Below are 13,876 nucleotides of genomic sequence, written 5' to 3'. Positions count from 1 at the left end.
GCTGCCGCGAATTGCTTGCGTGAGGCTGGCGATGCGGGAAGCCAGCCTCGCGCAAGCGTCGCCGACTAGATATTCCCGGTGGGATCGGCGATGGAGTTGCGCGTTGCTCAGTTTCGTGGGGATTTTCATCACGGTGGCGGCGCTGCTCGGCGGATTTGCCGCCATGGGCGGGCATCTGGCTGTGCTCATGCAGCCGTGGGAGTTCGTGATCATCATGGGCACCGCGATGGGCACCTTCATCGTGGCCAATCCGTGGAAGACGGTCGTGGATACCGGGGTCGCCTGCATGCAGGCCATCACCGGCGCGGTGCCGGGGCAGCGCTACTATCTCGACCTGCTCGGTGCGCTGCATGCCCTGATGCGCGAGCTGCGGGGCAAGGGCCGCAACGAGGTCGAGGCGCATATCGACGATCCCTCGTCCTCCGAGATCTTCAAGGCGTTCCCGAGCGTGCTCGGCGACCCGTCGCTGCTCCAGTTCATCTGCGACTATGTCCGTCTCATCATCATGGGCAATGCGCGCACGCACGAGATCGAAGCGCTGATGGACGAGGAGATCCACACCATCGTGAAGGGCAAGCTGGCGCCCTACCATTCGCTGGTGACGGTCTCCGAGGCGCTGCCGGCGCTCGGCATCGTCGCCGCGGTGCTCGGCGTCATCAAGGCGATGGGCGCGCTCGACCAGTCGCCGAAGCTGCTGGGCGGCTTCATCGGTGCGGCCCTGGTCGGCACTTTCGCCGGCATCTTCCTGTCCTACGGCATCATTTCGCCCTTCGCGATGAAGATCAAGATGACGCGCGAGAAGAAGTGCCGGCCCTACATCATCGTCAAGCAGACGCTGCTGGCATTCATGAACGGCGCCATGCCGCAGATCGCGGTCGAGCACGGCCGCAAGATGATCTCGAGCGGCGAGCGGCCCTCGATCGACGTGGTCGAGAACGAGACGATCGCGGGTCCGAAAGCCGTCGTGGCCGACGCCGAACCGAAGGCGGCACGCGCATGACGATGGAAGACGTCGAAGTCGATCAGCGGAAGCAGCTGCCGAACTACCTGCTGGACGCGGCCGGCATATCGATCGAGCGTATGCCGATGCTCAATGTGATCTTCGATCGCATGGCGGCATCCTGCACCGACAGCCTGCAGCCGATGGCGGGAACGCCCTGCTATTTCTCGGTCAACGGCATCACCAATGATCGGGTCGGCGACATCATCAAGGACTACGAGGCCAATGCGGTCGCCGCCGTGCTCTATGCCGAGCAGTGGGACTCCCGCATCATCATCATGCTCGACCGCGACTTCGTGTTCACAATGGTCGAGGCGATGTTCGGCTCCGATGGCGCCGAACCGCCGCTCGACGTCGAGCGCTCGTTCTCGAACATCGAGATCCGCCTGGTCCAGGCCCTGTTCGACCGTTTCGCCAAGGCGCTGCAATCCGCCTTCGCCGGCACCTCCAACGTCACCTTCCGTGTCGAGCGGGTCGAAACCGCGATGGCCTCGCTGGCGATCGGGCGGAGCGGCAACATGTCGATCTGCGCGAACATCATGCTGCAGGCGCTCTATCGCGGCGGCCAGATGTTCCTCATCATTCCGCATTCCGCGCTCAACCCGCTGCGCCAGAAGCTCGCCCATGTTGTCGTCAGCGACGGCCGTGCGTCCGATCCGCGCTGGCGCGAGCAGATGGAGAGTGAGGTCCACCGCACCGAAGTGACGTTGAGCGCAGTGCTCGACGAGAAGATGGTGACCCTCGGCGACGTCGTGAAGTTCGAGGTCGGGCAGGTGCTCGAGCTCGAAGCCACGCCGCGCACGCTGGCCCGCCTCGAAAGCAACAACCAGGTGCTGTTCTGGTGTCAGATCGGCCAGCTCGATGGCTATTACGCCATGCAGGTGGCAGATCCCGTGGATCAGAAACGGGAGTTCGTCGATGATATCCTATCTCGTTGATGCGGTGCTGCTGATTGCGCTTGCCTTCACCAGCATGCGGGTGACGCGGATGCACCGCGAGCTGGCGCGGTTGCGCAGCTACCAGGGCGAATTCTCGACCATCGTCCACGAGACGGCGGGCGCCTTCGACACCGTCATCACCGCAGCGCACGACTCGACCGCGAATCTCGGACGGCTCGCCAACGTGCTGAGCACGAAGATCGACCAGGCCAATGAGGCGATCGCGGCGCTCGACGCCAGGAGCGGACTCGCATCCGCAGCGACCGCGGGCGGCGCCGACGTGAACAAGCATTGAAGCCGGGGCCGGCGAACCAAAAACGACCGGAACGCCGCGGCGCTCCGGGAGCGGAAATACCAAGAGGCGATACCACATGGCGCAATCCTTCGACTATGAGTCTGCATCTGCATCGGAAGAGACCGAGACGTCTCCGCTGGAGCGGCTGGCCGAGATCGCCGCGCGCACGGCCGAGGAGAGCGGCAAGTTCGCCAATGTCGATGCCATCCTGCGCATTCCCGTCACCATGCAGGTGGTGCTGGGTTCGGCGACCATCCCGGTGGCGAACCTGATGAAGCTCGGGCGCGGCGCGGTGGTTCCGCTCGATCACCGGGTCGGCGAGCCCGTCGACGTCGTCGTCAACGGCCGTATCGTCGCCCGCGGCGAGGTGGTCGTCGTCGAAGAGGACAATTCCCGCTTCGGTGTCTCGCTCACGGAGATCGTTGGACCGCTGGGGCAGGGTGATACCTGACCATGGCGGCACAGGTGGGCATCGCTCCCGTCAAGCAGCGAGGCGTTGCCGCGCTGGGTGGTACGGAAAAGGTCGCGGCGCTCCTGCTGGCGATGGGCCGGCAGGCGGCCGCGAGCGTGCTCGCGCAGTTCGAGCCGCAGGATATCCGCATCGTGACCAAGGCCGCGGCCGAGCTGCGGCCGATCACCGCGCAGGAGCTTGAGTCGATTGTCGAGGAGTTCGCCCAGCAGTTCTCGATGGGTGCCAACATTCTCGGCACGCTCGGCGGCCTCGAGGCCGTGCTTGGCGACGTGCTTCCCGCCGACCAGGTCTCGGCGATCATGTCGGACCTGCTTGGCAATTCGAGCCGGTCGGTGTGGGACCGCGTCTCGTCGGTGTCGGAAAACTCGCTCGCGAGCTACCTCTCCAAGGAGCATCCGCAGACCGCGGCCCTCATCCTGTCCAAGGTCAAGCCGGCCTGCGCCGCCAAGGTCATGAGTCAGCTTCCCTCGAGCCTGCGCAACGAGCTGATGCGGCGCGTTCTCAGCCTCAAGCCGATCGCCGACGATGCCATGAGGGTCCTCGAGAAGACGCTGCACGAGGATCTGACGCTGAACTTCGCCCGCAACCTCGGTGCGGACACCTATGCCCGCGTCGCCGACATCATCAACAAGATGGAGCGCGGCCACATCGAGGACATGCTGAGGAGCCTGTCGGAGAAGCGGCCGAAGTCGGCCGAAGTGCTGAAGGAGCTGCTGTTCACCTTCGACGACGTGATCCACCTGACGCCGAAGGCGCGCACCATGATCTTCGATCAGGTGCCGACCGATCGCATCGTCGTCGCACTGAAGGGGACCGACAAGAATTTCCGCGAGCTGATCCTGTCCTCGGTCGCATCGCGCGTCCGCCGCGTCGTCGAGCACGAGCTCGCCATCGGCGAGCCGTCGAACCAGCGCGACGTGCTGGAGGCGCGGCGCGTGATCACCGATCTCGCGCTCGACCTCGCGGAGAAGGGCGAAATCGAGCTCAACCCCGAGCAGGAGGATGAGCTGGTCTTCCGCTGACCGCTGAACGGGCATGGCAGAAACATCCGATCAGGAGAGCAAGACAGAAGAGCCGACCGAGAAGAAAGTCCGCGATGCGCTCGAAGAGGGCAAAATCCCGGTCTCTCGGGAGGCTTCCATCTTCGCGTCGATGGCGGCGCTGATGGTGATTCAGATGTTCCTGATCGGTCAGGGCGTGCAGCGATTGACGCCGACCCTGAAGAACCTCCTCGACGATCCCGAGGGCTTCCCGCTCAGCACCGGGGCGGACGCGCAGAACCTCCTCACCGTGGTGGGACTCGAGGCGCTGCGATTCCTGGTGCCGCTGGTGGTCATCCTGCTCGTGTTCGGGCTGGCATCGTCGCTGCTGCAGAACGCGCCCAGCCTGGTGCTCCAGCGCATCATGCCGGACCTTTCGCGAATCTCCCCGATCAGCGGCTGGAACCGGCTGTTCGGAACACAGGGCCTCGTCGAGTTCGCCAAGTCGCTGTTCAAGCTCGCCTCGGTGACCGCCGTCGTCGCCTTCGTGCTGCGCTCGTCCGAAGCAAGGGCGTTTGAGGCGATGTACACCGATCCGGTCGCGCTGCCGGAGATGATTCTCAGCATCGCGATGCGGATCGTCTCGGCGATCTGCATCGCGACCATCGTGCTGGTCGCGATCGATCTCGCCTGGGCGCGCTTCCACTGGCGGCGCCAGCTGCGTATGACCCGGCAGGAAATCAAGGACGAGCACAAGCAGGCCGAAGGCGACCCGCTGATCAAGGCGCGCCTGCGCTCGCTGGCGCGCGACCGCTCGCGACAGCGGATGATCGCCTCCGCATCGCGCGCGACGCTGGTGATCGCGAACCCGACACACTTTGCGATCGCGCTGCGCTACAACCGCGAGGAAAACCCGGCGCCGCTCGTGGTGGCCAAGGGCATGGACGTGATCGCGCTGAAGATCCGCGAAGTCGCCGAGAAGAACAGGATCCCCGTGATCGAGAACAAGGCGCTGGCGCGCGCGCTCTACGAGGCCGTTCAGGTCGATCAGGTGATTCCGGCCGAATTCTTCCGGCCCGTCGCCGAGATCATCTACTTCCTCCAGTCGAAGCAGACGACGCGGCCCGAGAAGGTCCAGTAGATTTCCGAGGATGGTGCTTCGCCCAACAGCTTGACGAAAGCTTAACGCCCTAGGCTTCTCCTCGAATGGACCAGAATGGGGCTGTCGTGGGACCGCTTTATCTCTTCGAACTCGCATCGTCGCAAGCGCGGTATCTCGAACTCCGCCAGTCGACCATCGCCACCAACGTCGCCAACGCCAATACGCCGGGCTTCAAGGCGCGCGACGTCGAGCCGTTCAACAAGGTGCTCGACGGAATGCCGGTCCGGCTCGCGACGACGTCGCCGACACACATGCAGCTTTCCCCGGCAGAGACCGACACGCGCGCGACCGCCAAGAAGGACAGCTGGGAAGTGGTCCACTCCGGCAATTCCGTCAGCCTCGAGCAGGAAATGATCAAGGGTAGCGACGTCAACCGCGACTACTCGATGAACTCGGCGGTCGTGCGGTCGTTCCACCGCATGCTGCTGTCGAGCACGAAGACCTGAGGTGAATTGACATGCTGGACTCACTGAGCGCCTCCCTGACGGTCGCGAGCTCGGGGCTCGAAGCGCAGTCGACGCGCATGCGCATCGTCTCGGAAAACCTCGCCAACGCGACCTCGACGGGGCGGACCGCCGGCGCCGATCCGTATCAGCGCAAGACGATCACCTTCGACGCCGCGCTGGACCGTGCCTCGGGCGCGCAGCTCGCGAAAGTCAAGGAGGTCGGCGTCGACACCACGCCGTACCGCGTCGAGTACGATCCGGGGCATCCCGCCGCCGACAAGTCCGGCTACGTCAAGCTGCCGAACGTCAACATGATGATCGAGATGGCCGACATGCGGGAAGTCAACCGGTCCTATGAGGCCAATCTCCAGGTCGTGAAACAGGTGAGGTCGATGCTGGGCATGACCATCGACCTTCTGAGGAGCTGACAATGCTTGAGGCAATTTCGTCCACGGCGATCTCCGCAGGCCAGGCGGCGAGCCGCGCAACCGAGGCGCAGGCGATCTCGCCTGCGGCGCCGACCGCGATCCAGTCCGGCGGCGACGTCGGCTTCGATTCGGTGATGAAGCAGGTGACGACGGACGCGATCGGCACGCTGAAGGCGGGCGAGGCGGCGTCGATCTCGGCGATGCAGGGCAAGGAATCGACGCGGCGCGTCGTCGAGGCGCTGATGTCGGCCGAGCAGGCCTTGCAGACGGCGGTCGCGGTTCGCGACAAGGTCGTGCAGGCCTACCAAGAAGTCGTTCGTATGTCGATTTGATCTGAAGGAGTCACATTGTGAAATCGCTTGCCATTGCGGCCACGGGCATGAATGCCCAGCAGACCAATATCGAAGTCATCGCCAACAACATCGCCAACATCAACTCGACGTCGTACAAGCGGGCGCGGGCGGAATTCACCGATCTGTTCTACCAGATGGACCGCATGCAGGGCGTCGCCAACGTCAACGGTTCGTCGCCGATCCCCGAAGGCTCCAATCTCGGCCTCGGCGTCAAGTCGACGGCGATCCGCAAGCTGCACATTCAGGGCACGCTCACGCAGACCGGCAACCCCTACGACCTCGCGATCAACGGCCGCGGCTGGTTTCAGGTGCTGGGCCCGAACAACGAAGTGCAATACACCCGTGCCGGCGCGTTCAGCCCCAATCCTAACGGCCAGCTCGTCACGACGGACGGCTATCTGCTGGATCCCGCGATCACGATCCCGCAGGGCACTGTTCAGGTCACGGTGAACCAGACCGGGCAGGTGTTCGCCAAGCTGGACACGGAAGTGAACCCGCGGCAAATCGGTCAGCTCAACCTCGCCAACTTCGCCAACGAGGCGGGCCTCGAGCCGCTGGGCAGCAATCTGTACCGCGAGACGACGGCGTCCGGCACGCCCGTCGTCGGCCTGCCGGGCGATTCCGGTTACGGCAAGATCAACCAGCAATATCTCGAAGCCTCGAACGTCGATCCGGTCAAGGAAATCACCGAGTTGATATCGGCGCAGCGCGCCTATGAAATGAATGCCAAGGTCATCCAGGCCTCGGATGAAATGGCCTCGACCGTATCGAAGGGCCTTCGCTAGTTCCGGTGTGTCCATGTTGAACAGGGTGGGCCTGATCATGCGCGGGTTGGCCGCCGTGCTGCTGGTTCTCGTCTCGGCGCGCGTTGCTGCGGCCGAGGAGAAGCGGCTTCCCGTGCCGGCCGTGTCGATCCGCGCCGGCGAGCTGATCCGGGACGACATGATCACGGAGCGCGCCTTCGCGCCGAACCTGCTCGGCGTCGCCATGTTCATCGAAGGACGACAGGTCCTGGTCGGCCGCATGGCCCGGCGCGCGCTGCTGCCGGGCCAGCCCATCCCGACCAATTCGGTCGAAGACCCCTGGACCGTCGCCCGCGGCGCCATGGTCAAGGTCGTCGTCGAAGACAGCGGCCTGTCGATCGTCACCTACGGCTCGGCGATGCAATCGGGCGCCGCCGGCGCGCTGATTCCGGTGCGAAACACCGACACCGGCGTGATCATCAGGGGCGTCGTCCAGCCGGACGGCACCGTCAAGGTCGTGGACGGATCATGACCAGGCTCCTGCTTGCGCTCGTCCTTATCGTTTCCGCCGCCAGCGCCCAGGCCGCCGTCCGCATCAAGGACATCGCGGACATCAAGGGGCTGCGCGAAAACCAGATCATCGGCTACGGCCTCGTCATCGGTCTGAACGGCACCGGCGACACGCTCCGCAACGCTCCGTTCACGGAGCAGTCCCTGCAATCGATGCTCGAGAACATGGGCATCAATGTCAGGAACGAGACCACGAGCACCACCAATCCCGCGCGTCCGACCACCCTGCGCACGCGCAACGTCGCGGCCGTGATGGTGACCGCGGACCTGCAACCTTCGATCGGGGCGGGCGAGCGGATGGACGTGACGGTGTCGTCGCTCGGCGATGCGACCTCGCTGCTCGGCGGCACGCTGGTGATGACGTCGCTGCGCGCGGCGGACGGTGCGGTCTATGCGGTGGCACAAGGCGCGGTCACGGTCGCCGGCTACAGCGTGGGAGGTCAGGCGCAGAACGTCAGCCAGGGCACCCCGACCGCGGGCCGCATTCCGAACGGCGCGCTGGTCGAGCGAGAGGTGCAGGGAAGCCTCCATGAGATGGAATTCCTGGTGCTGGAGCTCAAGAACCCGGACTTCGTCACCGCAACGCGCATCCTCGATGCGATCAACCGCTACGCCGGCGGCCGCTATCGCGCGCAGATCGCCTTCGAGCGCGACTACCGCACCATCGTCTTGTCGAAGCCGCGCCATATCGGTCCGGTGCGCTTCCTCGCCGAAATCGGCGAACTGACGGTCGAGCCGGACACGCCGGCGCGGGTCGTGATCAACGAGCGCACCGGCACGGTGGTGATCGGACGGGACGTGCGGATATCGACGGTCGCGGTGACGCACGGCAATCTGACGGTCCGCGTCACCGAGATGCCCGTGGTGTCGCAGCCGGCGCCGTTCTCGCGCGGGCAGACCGTGGTCGTTCCGCAGACCGTGGTCGAGGCCAACGAGGCCGGCTCGCAGGTGGCGATCCTGAGCGGTGTCGATCTCCAGCGCCTGGTGCGCGGGCTGAACCAGATCGGCCTCAAGCCATCAGGCATCATCGCGATCCTCCAGGCGATCAAGACGGCCGGCGCGCTCCAGGCCGACGTCATCGTCCAATGATGCATAAGCGTCGGGCAAGCTTGGTCGCCCAATGCTGAGGTCTCGACCGAGAATCGCACGCGGCCCGATGCTGAAGCTGGATCACAAAGCCAAACTCCTCCTCCTGGTCGCGGCCGCGGCGCTCGCGGGCGCTTCGCCCGTGCTGGCGCTGGATGAGGCCAAGTCGTCGAAGCCGCTCAACCTGCTCTCCTTCGCGCGTGCCCGCGCGCCCGGACCGCAGAAGCCGCGCGCGCCGGTCGCGGGCGACATCGCGTCCATCCGGGCGACGGCATGGGCGGCCGAAGATACCGGACCGGCGATCACCGGTGCGGTGCCGGCTTCCGAGACGCCTGCACCGGCGCCTGCACCCGCGCCCGTACGTCCGGCCAAGCCCGGCAGCGTCACGGCGCCGCCAAAGCCCGCACCGCCGCAGGCCGCTGCGACCGCGGACAACGAGATCGCCCTGTTCTGCAGCAACGTGGCCGATCCCGCCGTCGATGCGAGATTGGCCTGGCAGCTCAAGGAGCTGGAAAAGGCCGAGAACCAGCTCCGCGAGCGCATCGCAGAGGTCGAGGCCAAACGCGCCGAATACGAGAAGTGGATGGCGCTGCGCGACGACTTCCTGAAGAAGGCCGAGGCGCAGGTCGTCGAGATCTATTCGCGCATGAAGCCGGATGCTGCCGCCACCCAGATCGCCGGCATGGCGGACGAGACCGCCGCCGCCGTGCTCGCCAAGCTCAGCCCGAGGAGCTCGAGCGCGATCTTCAACGAGATGGATACGGCGCGCGCCGCGCACCTCGCCGACCTGCTCGGCGGAATGCGCCGCGTGGATGACGGAAAGACGAAGTAGATGAAGAATCTGATCCTCATCCTGCCGCTCTTGATGCTTGCCGGATGCGTCGGTGATCCGGCGGAAGTCCTGACCGGTCCGCGATTGTCGCCGGTCGGCAGCGGCCTGCGGAGCCAGGCCGACCCGATCCCGGTGACGCCCCGCGTGCGTACGCCGGTCAGCTATCGCTCGACCTGGGACGACGGCACCGATCTCTATCGCGATCCCCGTGCCCGGCGCACCGGCGACGTCGTGACGGTGATCATCTCGATGCAGGACAAGGCCAAGCTCGACAACAAGACCGACCGCTCGCGCGATTCGCAGATCAAGTTCGGGCTCGACTGGCTGATGGACGTCGCCGGATGGGCCGACAAGGGCCAGGCCACCGCCAACCTCAGCACCAACACCCAAGTCAAGGGCAACGGCCAGATCGATCGCACCGAGGACATCAAGCTGTCCATCGCCGCGATCGTCACCGACGTGTTGCCGAACGGCAATATGATGATCAGCGGCTCGCAGGAGTTCCGCGTCAACACCGAGATGCGCGTGCTCAATGTCGGCGGCATCGTGCGTCCGCGCGACATCTCGCGAACCAACACGATCTCCTACGAGAAGATCGCGGAGGCGCGCGTATCCTATGGTGGTCGCGGAAATCTGTCGGATGTGCAGCAGCCTGGATGGGGACATCGGATCTATGACGCCGTGGCACCGTTCTGAGGTTCGCGCCGGCCGGGCCGCGTCGCGAGGGCAGGGGACGCGATGCGCCTGATTGCCGCCATTTTGGCGCTGACCCTGGTCGCGATCGGTGCCGGTGCCCTTGCCGGCCTGCATCTGTTTGCGGCCGCCGAGCGCGTCGCCGACGCGAAGAAGAGCGCCACGCCGCCGCCGCTTGCGTCGAGCTACGCCGGCAGCGCGCGGCTTCGAAAACTGTCCCCGATCGTGACCAATCTCGGCGCGCCGGCCAACAACTGGGCCCGTGTCGAGGCCTCCATGGTGACCGAGAGCATGAGCGACGAGGACGCCGGCATCCTGGCCGCCCATATCAGCGAGGACATCGTCACCTATCTGCGGTCGGCCTCGGTCACGCAGTTCGAGGGATCGCGCGGGCTCCAGCATCTGCGCGACGACCTCGCCGAACGCGCCAATGTCCGCTCTTCGGGCAAGGTGCGCGAATTGATCATTGAGACGTTGGTGATTCAGTGAAATTGAGAGTCCTGCTGCTCGCGTTGATTCTGGCGGTGCTGCCCGAGATGGCATTCGCCCAGATTCCGGACCTCAACTCGCTGCTGCCGCCCGGAAACGGCTCGACCAGCGGCCGCATCATCCAGCTGATGGCGCTGATCACGGTGCTGTCGGTGGCGCCGGGACTGCTCATCATGGTGACGAGCTTCACGCGGTTTGCGGTCGCGCTGTCGTTCCTGCGCTCCGGCCTCGGCCTCCAGACCACGCCGGCCAATCTGGTGCTGGTCAGCCTCGCGCTATTCATGACGTTCTACGTGATGGCGCCGACCTTCGACCGCGCCTGGGAGACCGGCGTCCAGCCGCTCATGAAGAACGAGATCTCGGAGGAAGAGGCTTATCTGAAGATCACCGATCCGTTCCGCGAGTTCATGCTGGCGCATGTCCGCGACAAGGATCTCCAGACCTTCGAGGCGCTCGCCGCGGAGAGCTTCCGCAAGAAGTTCGACGACAAGCGCATCGATTTGCGCGTCATCATTCCGGCCTTCATGATCTCCGAGCTCAGGCGCTCGTTCGAGATCGGATTCCTCATCATGCTGCCGTTCCTCGTCATCGACATGATCGTGGCGACGCTGACCATGTCGATGGGCATGATGATGCTGCCGCCGACGATTATCGCATTGCCGTTCAAGATGCTGTTCTTCGTGCTGATCGACGGCTGGAACCTGCTGGCCTCCGGACTGGTGCGGTCGTTCTCGTAGCAGCGGCGATCGCCGGCCGGCCGGTTATGGTTAGCGAGAAGTACCCGCTTATGGTTAGCGGCGGGTAATGTTAACCATATGATTTCACAGCGGAATTCAAGCCAACCTTAATCTGGCGGCAAGACTTCGCGTGCTAGCAATGCGTCACGGCGGGTTGGACCCCACCCACATCAGTCCAAAGGCATGATGCCGCCCCTCCGTACCGGTGAAAGCCCGGTATGTCCCCTCGTGAAAATGTAACGCGTACATAAAGGGACATTCGCAATGTCAAGCCTGCTTACGAACTCGACCGCCATGACCGCGCTCCAGACCCTCCGGTCTGTCAGCTCGCAGCTCTCCACCACGCAGAACCGCATCTCGACCGGCCAGCGCGTCTCGACCGCTTCGGACAACGCCGCCTACTGGTCGATCGCGACGTCGATGCGCTCCGACAACGCCGCGCTCGCTGCGGTCTCCGACTCGCTCGGTCTGTCGGCCGCGACCGTCGACACCGAATACACCGCTCTGACCACGGCTATCGGCGATAGCACCTCCGGTCTGACCAAGCTCCAGGCGCTGCTGGTCGAAGCCAAGACCGCCGGTGTCGATCGCACCAAGATCCAGGCTGACATCACCCAGATCCAGCAGCAGCTGAAGTCCACAGCCGGTGCGGCGACCTTCAACGGCATCAACTGGCTGAGCATCGACACCTCGAGCTCGTCCACGGCCACGCCGACGAGCTTCAACCTCGTGTCGTCGTACTCGCGCGTCGGCGGTACGCCCACCATCGGCTCCATCACCGTGACGACCGCCAACTACGCGCTCTATACCACCGGCGGCGCAACCAAGACCGGCATCCTGGACACGGTGACCGGCACCGGCTCGACCGCTGCGTCGGTCGACACGATCGCCATCGGCGCGCTGACCGACTCGGCGGCTGACCAGACCACGCTCGATGGCTACATCAAGCAGGTCACCACTGCGATCAACTCGGTGGCATCGGCCGCCGCCAATCTCGGTGCCGTCAAGAACCGCCTCTCGACCAACACGGAATTCGTCCAGTCCCTGATGGACTCCGTGGACCGCGGTATCGGCCAGCTCGTCGACGCCGACATGAACAAGGAGTCCACCCGCCTTGCGGCCCTCCAGGTCCAGCAGCAGCTCGGTGTGCAGGCGCTCTCGATCGCCAACAACAGCAGCCAGAGCATCCTGTCGCTGTTCCGCTAAACCTCAACTCGTCTGGGGGAGGGCCGCGCTTCTCGCGAAGCGCGGCCCTTTTTTGTCTGGCGTGACGCTGCGTCCACGCCATGATCCTGCCCCGCTGTTGCAGCGGGGTCACAGAGCCACAAGCCTCGCACAAGCTTCGGCGGGTAACCTCTCCGCTACGACAGGTTGGGCCCTTCACCGCATTTCCGCGGCCCAAAGGCATGACGCCGCCCTGTCGTACCGGTGCAAGCCCGGTATGTCCCCCAAACACAATTCAATCTTCAAAGGGACATCAAAATGGGTTCTAGTCTGCTCACCAACTCGTCTGCAATGACCGCGCTGCAGACCCTCCGCAACGTCAGCTCGCAGCTCGCGACCACGCAGAACCGGATCTCGACCGGTCAACGTGTCTCGACCGCTTCGGACAACGCTGCCTACTGGTCGATCGCGACGTCGATGCGTTCCGACAACGCCGCGCTCTCCGCCATCTCCGACTCGCTCGGTCTGTCGTCCGCGACCGTCGACACCGAATATACCGCTCTGACCTCGGTTATCGGCGACAAGACCGGCGGTCTGACCAAGCTTCAGGCGCTGCTGGTCGAAGCCAAGACCGCCGGCATCGACCGCACCAAGATCCAGGCTGACATCACCCAGATCCAGCAGGACATGAAGCTCAAGGCCAACTCGGCGACCTTCAACGGAATCAACTGGCTGAGCATCAACACCTCGACCGGTTCCTCGGCCACGCCGACGAGCTTCAACCTCGTGTCGTCGTACTCGCGTGTCGGCGGTACGCCCACCATCGGCTCCATCACGGTGACGACCGCCAGCTACGCGCTCTACACCACCGGCGGCGCAACCCAGACGGGCATCCTGGATACGGTGACCGGCAACAGCACGACCGGTTTCGCGTCGGTCGACAACATGAGCATCAGTGCGCTGACCGACTCGGCGGCGAACCAGGCCACGCTCGATGCCTACATTGCGCAGGTCACCACTGCGATCAACACGGTGGCATCGGCCGCCGCCAATCTCGGTGCCGTCAAGAACCGCCTCGCGACCAACACGGAATTCGTCAAGACCCTGATGGACTCCGTCGACCGCGGTGTCGGCCAGCTCGTCGACGCCGATATGAACGCGGAATCGACGCGCCTGCAGGCGCTACAAACCCAGCAGCAGCTCGGCGTTCAGGCGCTCTCGATCGCCAACGCGAACAGCCAGAGCATCCTGTCGCTGTTCCGCTAAGCCGCGGCTTCGAAATCGGCCGTGCTCCCAAGGGAGCACGGTCTCCGCCATGACGGCGGATATGACGGCACAAGATGTGCCCGCAATCGATCTCCTGACGCCAGATTTCAAGCAACACGCCGCAGCCGATCGCGCCGCGATGCGTCCGGCCGTGCACCTGTTGCCGATCCGCGCGATAGCGTCCCCCGACTTCTTGTAAAATTACAACGCCTCGCCCGCGAA

19 protein-coding genes are annotated in these 13,876 nt (G+C 64.7%); all 19 read left to right on the top strand.

The features are described 5' to 3' along the window. Positions 1-103: 103 nt before the first annotated feature. Positions 104-1,000, top strand: a complete 897-nt coding sequence (motA, locus tag E4K65_RS20810; RefSeq protein WP_135175751.1) for a flagellar motor stator protein MotA — start codon at positions 104-106, stop codon at positions 998-1,000. Continuing rightward, entirely contained in the window at positions 997-1,938 is a 942-nt protein-coding gene (locus tag E4K65_RS20805) for a flagellar motor switch protein FliM (RefSeq protein WP_135175750.1), read from the top strand. The genes motA and E4K65_RS20805 overlap by 4 nt, the downstream gene beginning before the upstream one ends. After that, a complete protein-coding gene (locus tag E4K65_RS20800; RefSeq protein WP_027546104.1) occupies positions 1,919-2,233 on the top strand; it encodes a hypothetical protein in 315 nt (104 codons plus the stop codon). Before E4K65_RS20805 ends, E4K65_RS20800 begins: the two co-directional genes overlap by 20 nt. A gap of 76 nt (positions 2,234-2,309) precedes the next feature. Then, positions 2,310-2,684 carry a flagellar motor switch protein FliN gene (gene fliN / locus E4K65_RS20795; RefSeq protein WP_011089617.1) on the top strand — a complete coding sequence of 125 codons (375 nt, stop codon included), beginning with the start codon at positions 2,310-2,312 and terminating at the stop codon, positions 2,682-2,684. Positions 2,685-2,686: 2 nt separating this feature from the next. Continuing rightward, positions 2,687-3,727: a flagellar motor switch protein FliG gene (locus E4K65_RS20790; RefSeq protein WP_135175749.1), complete on the top strand. Its 1,041-nt coding sequence runs from the start codon at positions 2,687-2,689 to the stop codon at positions 3,725-3,727. Positions 3,728-3,740: 13 nt separating this feature from the next. Continuing rightward, the gene (flhB, locus tag E4K65_RS20785) at positions 3,741-4,826 is read left to right on the top strand and encodes a flagellar biosynthesis protein FlhB (protein ID WP_135175748.1); all 1,086 of its coding nucleotides are present in this window, start codon (positions 3,741-3,743) and stop codon (positions 4,824-4,826) included. A gap of 65 nt (positions 4,827-4,891) precedes the next feature. Then, the gene (gene flgB / locus E4K65_RS20780) at positions 4,892-5,293 is read left to right on the top strand and encodes a flagellar basal body rod protein FlgB (RefSeq protein ID WP_135175747.1); all 402 of its coding nucleotides are present in this window, start codon (positions 4,892-4,894) and stop codon (positions 5,291-5,293) included. Between the two features lie 11 nt (positions 5,294-5,304). Beyond that, positions 5,305-5,721 (top strand): flagellar basal body rod protein FlgC, encoded by a 417-nt coding sequence (gene flgC / locus E4K65_RS20775; RefSeq protein ID WP_027546108.1) that lies wholly within the window; start codon positions 5,305-5,307, stop codon positions 5,719-5,721. Between the two features lie 2 nt (positions 5,722-5,723). Further along, positions 5,724-6,053 carry a flagellar hook-basal body complex protein FliE gene (fliE, locus tag E4K65_RS20770; protein ID WP_135175746.1) on the top strand — a complete coding sequence of 110 codons (330 nt, stop codon included), beginning with the start codon at positions 5,724-5,726 and terminating at the stop codon, positions 6,051-6,053. Between the two features lie 17 nt (positions 6,054-6,070). After that, entirely contained in the window at positions 6,071-6,859 is a 789-nt protein-coding gene (flgG, locus tag E4K65_RS20765) for a flagellar basal-body rod protein FlgG (protein ID WP_135175745.1), read from the top strand. 13 nt (positions 6,860-6,872) lie between these two features. Then, the gene (flgA, locus tag E4K65_RS20760) at positions 6,873-7,349 is read left to right on the top strand and encodes a flagellar basal body P-ring formation chaperone FlgA (RefSeq protein WP_167770982.1); all 477 of its coding nucleotides are present in this window, start codon (positions 6,873-6,875) and stop codon (positions 7,347-7,349) included. Next, complete coding sequence (flgI, locus tag E4K65_RS20755; RefSeq protein ID WP_135175743.1) at positions 7,346-8,476, top strand: flagellar basal body P-ring protein FlgI; 1,131 nt, start codon at positions 7,346-7,348, stop codon at positions 8,474-8,476. Before flgA ends, flgI begins: the two co-directional genes overlap by 4 nt. Before the next feature lie 67 nt (positions 8,477-8,543). After that, complete coding sequence (locus E4K65_RS20750; protein WP_167770981.1) at positions 8,544-9,305, top strand: MotE family protein; 762 nt, start codon at positions 8,544-8,546, stop codon at positions 9,303-9,305. Beyond that, positions 9,306-10,001 carry a flagellar basal body L-ring protein FlgH gene (flgH, locus tag E4K65_RS20745; protein WP_027546113.1) on the top strand — a complete coding sequence of 232 codons (696 nt, stop codon included), beginning with the start codon at positions 9,306-9,308 and terminating at the stop codon, positions 9,999-10,001. 42 nt (positions 10,002-10,043) lie between these two features. Further along, positions 10,044-10,487, top strand: coding sequence for a flagellar basal body-associated FliL family protein (locus E4K65_RS20740; protein ID WP_135175741.1), 444 nt, complete (start codon positions 10,044-10,046; stop codon positions 10,485-10,487). Beyond that, positions 10,484-11,224: a flagellar type III secretion system pore protein FliP gene (gene fliP / locus E4K65_RS20735; protein ID WP_027546115.1), complete on the top strand. Its 741-nt coding sequence runs from the start codon at positions 10,484-10,486 to the stop codon at positions 11,222-11,224. The genes E4K65_RS20740 and fliP overlap by 4 nt, the downstream gene beginning before the upstream one ends. Before the next feature lie 264 nt (positions 11,225-11,488). Continuing rightward, complete coding sequence (locus E4K65_RS20730; RefSeq protein ID WP_135175740.1) at positions 11,489-12,430, top strand: flagellin N-terminal helical domain-containing protein; 942 nt, start codon at positions 11,489-11,491, stop codon at positions 12,428-12,430. Between the two features lie 276 nt (positions 12,431-12,706). Continuing rightward, complete coding sequence (locus tag E4K65_RS20725) at positions 12,707-13,654, top strand: flagellin N-terminal helical domain-containing protein (protein ID WP_027546117.1); 948 nt, start codon at positions 12,707-12,709, stop codon at positions 13,652-13,654. A 49-nt stretch (positions 13,655-13,703) separates the two neighbouring features. Continuing rightward, the gene (locus E4K65_RS47365; RefSeq protein WP_167770980.1) at positions 13,704-13,853 is read left to right on the top strand and encodes a hypothetical protein; all 150 of its coding nucleotides are present in this window, start codon (positions 13,704-13,706) and stop codon (positions 13,851-13,853) included. Positions 13,854-13,876: the final 23 nt, after the last annotated feature.

The sequence above is a fragment of the Bradyrhizobium niftali genome (assembly GCF_004571025.1).
GTDB classification, from domain to species: domain Bacteria; phylum Pseudomonadota; class Alphaproteobacteria; order Rhizobiales; family Xanthobacteraceae; genus Bradyrhizobium; species Bradyrhizobium niftali.
The sequence above is the reverse complement of the archived record's forward strand: the minus strand, read 5'-3'. Positions and strand labels throughout refer to the sequence as shown.